Genomic DNA, 9,152 nt, shown 5'->3' on the forward strand with positions numbered 1-9,152 from the left:
CGGCCCAGTCCTCCACTTTCAGCACCCTCCAGATGCTCAAGGGGGTTAATTCTGCGGGAGCACCTGGGGGTCAGTCTTACGAGAGCAACGACAGAGGGTCTTTCAAGACCGATCCCGTCCCGACGTCGCACGCACTGCCAGGCCGCGCACTGCTACTCTCGCGGCGGCCGACGCCAGACCGTCACGGCTCCAGGGGGTTGAGCGGGCTGACCCCTATACCGGTGTACAACTCGGCTGCCAGCGACAGTCGCCTCTTCACCGGCCTGAGCGGCCACGATGACCGACGACGCCGGATGCAGGATCCGCCAGTCCATCGTCCGCCACGCCCCGGCCACCACGGGTCGAATTGCGTAGGAAGCGCCACCAAGTCGCTGCGTAGAGCAATGCCGGCGAGGTCGTTCATGGCATGCACAGTACGAACAAGTTATGTCAGGAGCACGATGAGCCGGATATGGGCAGGGATCGACAACGGCAAGAGCCACCGTCACGGCCTCGCCCTGGATACCGACGGCAGACGCTGCTGTCGCGGCGGGTCGCCTCCTTCGCCCCTGCAGCACGGGATGAAATGGGGTCACTGGTTGGGCCGCTGACTTGGGCGAACGGCCACGAGCGGCCTCGGCAGGCTCAGATGTTTTACCCCGTGGTTCCCCGGTAGATCTGATGGGCTTGTGATGCAACTATTGAGTCAAGAATCTTAAACCTTTCGTGGCGCCAGTCGCCGTGGGTTCAAATCCCATACCCGCTGCCTGGGAGCGGCCCTTGACCCGGTGTATCGATCAGGGCCTCACAGTTGGCGTCACCGCCCGGCTAGCACAGGGCATCACACCCCCTGGTCGATGGGGCGCATCTCCCAGGTGTGCGGCATCCGGCTCTTGGCTCGATCCACCAAATGCCAAGGATTGTCACAAGAGGCGGCGACGGCGGCTCTTGCGGTTGCCTACGGACACCTTGACCGACGCGAAATGAGGAGGCTGCATGATTGCTCTGGAGACGCTCGGCTTCTCGCTGGGCGTGATCGCCTTGGTGGTGGGCACCTTGCTCTTCCTGATCGGCGGTCCGACCTACAACGGCTGGTCACTCCAAGTCTTGAGCATCAGGACGGGAAAGAACCAACGAGTGGAAGAACACCGCGACGAAGACCGTCCCGCGCGCGCTGGCGCTCCGCCTGGGTCCTCCGCGTCGGCCCTCCCACGGCCTGGTCCCCACGAACCCGGCGGTTCAGGAAGGTAATTTCTGCTTGATTGACAATTGCTACGGAAGCTGCCCCAGGGCCGATTACGCGAATGACCCAGCATGAGCGGCGGTAAGAGCCCGGTAGAAGATGCTGTCGCGGAGCCTGGGGGAAGGGCGCATGCAGATCCGCACCATTTCGAGCCGCCTGGCGCCGGATGTTCTGGACCGCGAGTCAAGGGCTGATCATATGCCGGGCCGGTCCTCAGGATCCGGCTGGCTGGGTGGGAGGAGTTAAGTAGCGACACGCTCGATCCGCAGCCCGCCGAAGCATCAGCGAGGCATTAAGATGGGACACGAAGACCTCCGTGTGGCGCAGATTCGACGCCTGCACCCCACGTGAGGTCTTCGCCATAACCAAGCCAGCAAGTGTCAACAACGCTCCTGATCAATATAAAGGGCCCGCTCCGTTCACTCCGAGTGAATCGGCCGCCGGAGCTTCGCCCGGCGTCTCCCGCAGCAGCTCGCGCATCTGCACCTCGACCGCGTCCACGGCCGAGGGCCAGGCTTCGGCCGTCGTCGAGACCTGCGCCGCCCGTCCAGCATCAGCCCCGCAGACACCAGTCGCTCTTGGCCCGCTGATCCTTCCGGGGCACCGAGGCGAACACATCAGCTACGAACATGCCGACTTCGCCCGAGCACGGTTCACTTCATGTGCGTCCACACCCTCAACATGCCCCCAAACAGGACCGAGAGACAGACGTATTGGAGTCCTACTAGGTGCCCGCGCGATCCCGCCCGGACGTCGACCCGCCGGACGCATCATCCCCGCCACGCCAAAATCATCTCAGGAGCAGCACAAAGGCTGCAACGAAACGGGGGATGGTATGTGCATCTCTTGGGTGAGGTGATCGAAGGAAGTGCTTGTGGATAATGAGTTTGGCCCGGTGCCAGCAGCCGTTGATCTGACCCGGCCCAGCATCGCCCGCGTATACGACTTTTTCCTCGGTGGACGCCACAAGACCGAGGCCGACAGGCAGGTCGCTCGCACCATCGCCGAGATGATGCCGGACCTGCCTGCCGTACTGCGCGCGAATCGGGCCTTTCTCCACCGAGCAGTCCGCTTTCTGCTCCATCAGGGCATCCGGCAATTCCTCGACCTCGGCTCAGGCCTGGCCACCAACGAGCCTGACAGACTGAACACTGGACAGCCGCAGGCCGCCGGGCAGGCTGCCATGGCTCCGGCGCCGGCGCCACCCCCCGCGCCACCGCCTGCCGCGCGAGAGGTAAAAGACGGGGACGGTTGGCTCCGCCGCGCCGACAACGACATGTATGTCAAGGCCAAGGTCACCTTCGAGAGAAAGATCGTGCTGCTCGACGTCAGCGTGTCCCGCGACGGCAGCCTGCACGCCGTCCTACCAGAGCCGGCGGCAGACAGAGCGGGATCCGTACCCCTCGAATACATGGATGGAACGCCCGTGTTGCTGATCGAGGTCACCGCCGACAGCTCAGGTCAGCTGATAGCGCCGCGCGCATTCGACCTCAACCGTCTGTACCGCGACTGAAACGAGGAGGCTTGGACGGGCGAAGCCGTTTTGATCGGGTCAAGTTTGTGTGATCGTGCAGGTTTTTCCTGTTCAGGAGGCTGGTCGGGGGGTGTGGATTGACCGGGCGCGGCTGTGCCGTCTCGGTTCGAGCGGGCGGCTTCCCGGACGGCTTGGTGGAGATGGCGTGGGGCGGGGGCCTGGTGCATGTGGGGCGCGGCGAGGCGGGGTCTGCCTGTACGTGGATGGGTGAGGCCGGTGGTGGCGTCATCGGCTGGTTACCTCGTCGCGGGGGATGGACGTCAGCAGTTCGTTGATGAGCTGGATGGTTTCCGTTTCGAGGGAGCAGTCCAGTGCGGCGTTGACGTGTTGGATGCGGGTGATGGCGGTGTGCAGGCCGCTGCGGTTGCCACGGGCGGCTTCGAGGCGCATCTACGCCCGGTAGAGGAGTTCGGCTGTCTCGTCCACCTCGAAGCCGGTGGTGATGGCTTGGCGGGCGGCGCTGAGGTTGTGGTGTTAGATCGGGCCACGTGCCAGGGCTCCAAGCAGAACTTCGTGGAGCCGCTGCCAGAGGCTGGCTCGGGCGCGGGACGCTCTCCCGTCCGCGTCAGTTTTCTGTCGGGGAGTTCGATGTCCATGTCCGCTTTCCTGGGGTCAGTCGCTGTGGAGGGCGGTGCGCAGGCCCTCCTGCGGGTTGGGTCCGAGGGAGGGGGGCGGGGAAGTGTCGATCTCGACCTGTCGGATGACGCCGTTCCAGTGGGCGGGAGGACGGTAGGCGTCGTCGACGGGGAGGCCGCGGTCGTGGCCGATGCGCAGGCCGGCACCGCCGTGCTGGAACGCGCTGGGCCACGGGCCACCGAGCCGTCCGGCCGCGATCTCCTGGCCGTCCTGAAGCAGGGTGATTGTGGTGCCGTGGACGCAGACGCCGATCCGATGGCGACCGGGCGGCAGCGTCCCAAGGGCGGTGACGCGGTCCAGGTCGCCGGCGCGCGAGCAGGCGAAGGTGAGGTGCCCGCCAGCGGCGTGCAGGACAAACCCGCCGATGTGGTCACCGAGGGCGCAGAGCACACCCTCGGCGCCGCCGTCGGGGATCTCGGCGTCGGCGAGTAGGGTGAATCCGCTGGTCAGCAAGGGCAGTGACTCGTCGTGGACGGGGCTGGCGCCGGGCCGGTAGACGGCCCGTTGGGGGAACCCATACGGGGGGAAGATCATGTGGGCGAGCCGGTTCTGGAGTGAGTCCTGCAGGGGTAGCACGTTGTTTCGCTTTGCCTCGGCGTCCCAGCGCTTCTGCAGGTCGGCGACGATGTCCGGGTGCTCGTCGGCGAGGTCGACGGCCTCGGCGAAGTCGGTGCCCAGGTCGAACAGCGACCAGTGGTCGGTGGCGAAGTCGCGGCTGCCGCGGATCAGGTGTTCCTCGTCCAGGACTCCGCGAGAGACGTGGTCGGTGGTGGCCTTCCAGCGGCCGTGGATGATCGACCGGGAGCCGAGCATCTCGAAGTACTGCGTGCGGCGGGGCGCTGGCGCGTCCGGGTCGTCGAACGTGGGGATCAGGCTGCGCCCGTCGACGGGCTGCTGCGGGGTGCCGTCCACAGACTCGGGGGCGGGCACGCCGCACGCCTCCAGGATCGTCGGCATCAGGTCGACGGCGTGCACGATCTGCCCGCGGATCTGGCCGTGGGCGGTGATGCGGCGCGGCCAGTGCATGATCAGCGGGACGCGGGTGCCACCGAGCCATGTGTAGCGTTTCCACAGCTTCAAGGGGGTGTTGCCCGCCCACGCCCAGCCCCAGGCGTAGTGCGGGTAGGTGCCCGGGCCGCCCCACTCGTCCAGCGCGGCGAGGTTGCGGTCGTGGGTGTCGCCCATGCGAGCCGAGAAGCGGTGCTCGTTGGGGGTGCCGATCTGCCCGCCCTCCGCGCTCGCGCCGTTGTCGGACATGACCACGATGAGCGTGTCGTCCAGGCGTCCGATGCGGTGCAGGAAGTCCAGCAGCCGGCCGATGTGCGCATCAGTGTGGGTCAGGAACCCTGCGTACACCTCATGCATGCGCGCGAAGACACGCCGCTCTTCCGCGCCCAGCTCGTCCCACGAAGGGATCCACGGCGGACGTTCGGGCAGCACGGTGCCCTCTGGGACGATCCCGGACGCGACTTGGCGGGCGAAGACCTGCTCGCGCCAGCGCTCCCAGCCGTGGTCGAACCTGCCTCGGTAGGGCTCGCACCATTCGGGGGCGACGTGGTGCGGCGAGTGCATCGCTCCGAACGGCAGGTAGAGGAAGTACGGCTTGCCTGGCGTCGCCTGTTTTTGATCGAGGATCATCCGCTGCGCGGTGTCGACGAGGTCCTCGGTGAGGTGGTAGCCGTCCTCCGGCCCGGCGGGCGGCTCGACGTAGTGGTTGTCGCTGATCAGCCAGGGTGCCCAGTGGTTGGCATCGCCCTGCAGGAAGCCGTAGTAGCGCTCGAAGCCCAGCCCGAGCGGCCAGGTGTCGAACGGCCCGGATGCCGACCGCTCCCAGCGCGGTGTCAGGTGCCACTTCCCGACGGCCATGGCCGAGTGGCCGGCGTCGCGCAGGACGCGCGGCAGCGGTGCGGCCGAACGCGGGATCCGGCCGCAGTAACCGGGCCGGTCGACCGGCAGGTCGACGAGGAAGCCCATGCCAACGGCGTGGTGGTTGCGGCCAGTCAGCAGGCTCGCGCGGGTAGGCGAGCACATCGCGGTGACGTGGAACCGGGTGTAGCGCAATCCGCCGGCTGCGAGCCGGTCCACGTTCGGCGTGGCGATGTCCGACCCGTATGCGCCGAACTGCGCGAAACCGAGGTCGTCCAGCACGATCACGACCACGTCCGGCGCCATACGGGAGGCGCGGGGCCTGCCGGGGACGCGGCTGCTGCTCGGTTCCTGCACGGTAGCTCCTTCGCTCGGCGCGGCCCAGCGCCTAACGCAAGTGCGTTAAACGTGGGGTACGGTAACGGGCGCCTTGACCCGCCGCAAGGGAGCGTTGATGACCGAGACCACCCCGACCCGCCGCCAGATCGCCCTCGTCTACGCGTTCATCGGCCTCGCCGTCGGCGGCGCCTGGATGCTCGGCGGAGACATGCCCGCCTGGCAGCACGCGCTCCGCCTCCTGGCCGCTGTCCTGATCATTCCGCCGTTGATCCATCTGCTCCGCCGCCGTTTGAACCACACCGGCCACCTCCCGCTCCGGCGACTGGTCATGGCCAAAATCCTCCTGGTCGCGGCCGCGCTCGCCCTGGATCTCCTGCTGACTGCCTGGACCTCGCACGCGGATATCTTCACCGCCGTCGCCGTCGCCGTGTCGGTCGCGGTCGGCGGCCCGCTCGTCCACAACGCCGCCCCCGGACCTGCGCCAGGACGAGAGTGAACCCGGGTTAACGCACGCGAGTTAGCTGGGATGCACACTGGGATGGTGACTGAAGCAGGCAATACCCGGACCCGTCTGATCGAGGACGCCGAACGGCTGTTCGCGGAGCGGGGTGTCAACGCCGTGTCCCTGCGCGAGATCGCATCGGTGGCCGGGCAGCGGAACACCTCCGCGGTCGCCTATCACTTCGGGACGAAGGAGAGCCTGGTCGCCGCTATCTACCAGCACCGGCTCGGGCCGACCAACGATCTACAGATGCGGCGGCTGGCCGAGCTCGACGACCAGGGACTTGGCCAGGCCCTGCCCGCCCTGGTCGAGGTGTTCGTGCGGCCGATGATCGAAAGGCTCGAACGACCGAGCTGGTTCCTGCGCTTCGTGGCGAACGCGCTGTACGTGGAGAGAGTGGCGCCCTACGATCTGGCGGCGGAGGCATGGACCCGCGCCCTCCACCAGCTCCTCACGCGCATCAACGCCTGCATCAACGAGCTGCCCACGCCGGTGCAGGCTCACCGGCTAGAGTTCTTCATCGGCCTGTTCGTGCACACCCTGGCCCATCACGAACGGCAGATCCAGCTCGGCCGCGGCGTCAGGACCAAAGCCGACCGCGAGCTGCTGGCAGCGGACCTGGTCGATGCGGCCGTCGCCTTACTGACCGCCCCGGTCTCCTCGGCAACGCACGACAAGCTTTGACGTCTCCACTCCGTGAACGGGGTGGATTTCTGGCTCACGTTGCCTGCGGCCCGGCGGGCGCGCAGGTCTTGCACGATCAGCACCAGCCGGGTTGCAGACCAGCCCGGACCGGCATCACGCGCGCGGAGTTCTTGTCCCGGGGGGACTCGGTTCCGCACGCGGTGCAGGCATAGGTTCGTTCGGACAGAGGGAGTGCGTGCTTGGTTCTCGCGCCGCACTGCGCACAGTCCATCGTGGTGTGCGCGGGGTGGACCAGGTGGACGATGCGCCCGTGCTTGCGGGCCATCTCCACCAGGGCCTGCTTCGTGGCACCAATCGCCGCGTCGGCCGCCTTACGGGCCATGGTGGACTTCGCCAGGAACTTGGGCCGGAAGTCCTCCACCGCCAGGGCGTCATGGTCGCGGACCACGCGCTTGGCCCACTTGCGGGCGGTGTCCTGCCGCTGCCGGGCCACCTTCTGATGCAGCTTGGCGGTCTGCCGCTTTCGCCTCCCGATAACCGTGCGAGGCGGCCTGGCCCTTCGCGGGGCGGCGCCGGGCCATCATCCGCTGATAGCGGGCCAGCTTCTGCGCGGCGCTCTTCCCGTGCTGCGGGTGGGGAAGATCGTGGTCGTCGGACGTGGTGGTGGCGGTCTCGCTGACGCCCCAGTCGATCCCGATCACCCGTCCGGTTTCGGGCAGCTGCTCGCTCTGGGCCGCGACGACGAAGGACGCCCACCAGTGACCGACCGCATCCCGGTACACGCGCACCGACAACGGGGGTGTGGGAAGCGCGCGCGACCACACCGGCCGCACCACGATCTCACCGGCCAGCTGCAGCCGCCCGTCCTTGAGGCGAAACCCGCGCCGGGTGTAGTTCAGGCTGGGCAGCGCCTCACGCTTCCTCTTGTACCTCGGCATCGCGGCCCGCCGGCGCACCGGCAGGCGCGCCTGGATGTCCTTGAGCGCCTTGGCCCGGGACTTCGCGAAGTCGCGGATCACCTGCTGCTGCGGCACCGACGCACCCTCAGCCAGCCACCCCGCCCGGGTCGCGGGCCTCGGTCAGCATCCTGTCCAGCTGCGCCGGCGCGGACGCGTCCACGCGCGCCCCTAGGTGCAGCAGCGCGCTCAGCTCGATGCGCCAGCGCAGCTTGGCCAGTCGCACCAACGTGGCCAGCGGCATCCCGGAGGGCAGGTTCGACAGCCAGAACTGCACCGGTTCGGGTTCGGTGGCCGGCCACTCGGCCAGCAGCCAGCGTTCGGGCAGCTCAGTACCATCGTTGGCTTGAGGACCCCGCGTCCGGCCGGTCGCACGCGCAGGGCCACGAACCGCGAGTACATGCGCTTGAATCCGCTGATCGACGTGCCGGGCCGGGAGCCCTCCCGCCAGGACACCGGCCTCGCAGCCGCCCGCCCCGCCGCGATGGCCAGGTCTTTCATGGTCTGCGCAGACTCGGGATAGTGCATGGCCGGTGGCCGGCCGGTGCCCGCGTAGGCGGGCTGGACGGGCCGGGCGACGGCTGGATGGGATGGGCGGTATGGCGGGAGGAAATACCCACCGCGTAGGGCAGGTTGCGTTCTTCCAGGCCGTGGCGGAAAGCGGCGGCATCGCCGTAGCCGGCGTCCGCGACGACCAGGGGAATGTCGATGCCCCACGACCGGGTCTCGTCGATCATGTCCAGGGCCAGCTGCCACTTCTCCACATGCCCCACTCCGGCGGGAATGCCGCAGCGGCTGCGGCGGGTGACCTTGTCCGCATCCGCCTCCGGGGAGGCAGGATCCCAGGACGCGGGCAGGAACAGCCGCCAGTTCATCGCGGCCGCGGCATGATCGGTGGTCAGATGCAGCGACACCCCGACCTGGCATTTGGTGACCTTGCCCGCGGTGCCGGTGTACTGCCGCGACACACACGCCGAGGCGTCCCCGTCCTTCAGGAAGCCGGTGTCGTTGACGATCAACGCCTCCGGACCGATCGCCTCGTGCATCCTCCAGGCCAGCCGGGCCCGCACATGCGCCGGATCCCATGGGCTGGACGTGACGAAGTGCGCCAGCGCCTGACGGTTACCGTCCTCACCGAGACGGGCCGCCATCGGCTCCACCGATTTACGCCGGCCATCCAGCAGCAGCCCCCGCACATACGCCTGCCCCCATCGCCGCTGATCCGCACGGAAGAACCCGTCGAACAACTCCGCCGCGAACGCCTCCAGGTCCTCCCGGACCCTGGCCATCTCCTCAGGTATCAACGACGCTCGTAGAGCGGTAGACACGCACGCACAAGAGAAGATGACCAAGCCCTACTAGTGTCCTGCGCCAGAGATCCGTCGGCAGAGGCGGGCGAGGGAGTCGAGGATCTCTTCGGCTGTCTTGGTCCAGATGAACGGCGTGGGGTCG

General features: G+C 67.7%; 7 protein-coding genes and 2 pseudogenes. 3 read left to right on the forward strand and 6 right to left on the reverse strand.

Features of this window, described 5'->3' with window-relative positions; genetic code table 11:
• Positions 1–902: 902 nt before the first annotated feature.
• Both ACGFYN_RS47270 and ACGFYN_RS47275 read right to left on the reverse strand, forming a co-directional pair.
• Positions 903–1,034, reverse strand: coding sequence for a hypothetical protein (locus tag ACGFYN_RS47270; protein WP_393872157.1), 132 nt, complete (start codon positions 1,032–1,034; stop codon positions 903–905).
• 718 nt (positions 1,035–1,752) lie between these two features.
• Positions 1,753–1,894 (reverse strand): annotated as a pseudogene (locus ACGFYN_RS47275) (IS701 family transposase); the annotation flags it as partial.
• 202 nt (positions 1,895–2,096) lie between these two features.
• Here ACGFYN_RS47275 and ACGFYN_RS47280 point away from each other — a divergent pair.
• On the forward strand, positions 2,097–2,735 hold the full coding sequence (locus ACGFYN_RS47280; RefSeq protein WP_393872158.1) for an SAM-dependent methyltransferase: 639 nt from the start codon (positions 2,097–2,099) through the stop codon (positions 2,733–2,735).
• 246 nt (positions 2,736–2,981) lie between these two features.
• Here ACGFYN_RS47280 and ACGFYN_RS47285 read toward each other — a convergent pair whose 3' ends face one another.
• Positions 2,982–3,146 carry a hypothetical protein gene (locus ACGFYN_RS47285; RefSeq protein WP_393872159.1) on the reverse strand — a complete coding sequence of 55 codons (165 nt, stop codon included), beginning with the start codon at positions 3,144–3,146 and terminating at the stop codon, positions 2,982–2,984.
• A gap of 222 nt (positions 3,147–3,368) precedes the next feature.
• Positions 3,369–5,615: an arylsulfatase gene (locus tag ACGFYN_RS47290; RefSeq protein WP_393872160.1), complete on the reverse strand. Its 2,247-nt coding sequence runs from the start codon at positions 5,613–5,615 to the stop codon at positions 3,369–3,371.
• Positions 5,616–5,712: 97 nt separating this feature from the next.
• On the opposite strand from ACGFYN_RS47290, the gene ACGFYN_RS47295 reads away from it, so the two are divergent.
• Together ACGFYN_RS47295 and ACGFYN_RS47300 are read left to right on the forward strand one after the other, a co-directional pair.
• Entirely contained in the window at positions 5,713–6,093 is a 381-nt protein-coding gene (locus ACGFYN_RS47295) for a hypothetical protein (protein ID WP_393872161.1), read from the forward strand.
• Positions 6,094–6,135: 42 nt separating this feature from the next.
• Positions 6,136–6,783, forward strand: a complete 648-nt coding sequence (locus ACGFYN_RS47300) for a TetR/AcrR family transcriptional regulator (protein ID WP_393872162.1) — start codon at positions 6,136–6,138, stop codon at positions 6,781–6,783.
• Here ACGFYN_RS47300 and ACGFYN_RS47305 read toward each other — a convergent pair.
• Together ACGFYN_RS47305 and ACGFYN_RS47310 are read right to left on the reverse strand one after the other, a co-directional pair.
• Positions 6,739–7,899, reverse strand: a pseudogene (locus tag ACGFYN_RS47305) (RNA-guided endonuclease InsQ/TnpB family protein). The gene ACGFYN_RS47300 and the pseudogene ACGFYN_RS47305 sit on opposite strands and share 45 nt — an antisense overlap.
• Positions 7,900–8,197: 298 nt before the next feature.
• Complete coding sequence (locus tag ACGFYN_RS47310) at positions 8,198–9,052, reverse strand: IS701 family transposase (RefSeq protein ID WP_393872163.1); 855 nt, start codon at positions 9,050–9,052, stop codon at positions 8,198–8,200.
• Positions 9,053–9,152: the final 100 nt, after the last annotated feature.

It is taken from the genome of Streptomyces sp. NPDC048419 (assembly GCF_043200415.1).
Taxonomy (GTDB): Bacteria; Actinomycetota; Actinomycetes; order Streptomycetales; family Streptomycetaceae; genus Streptomyces.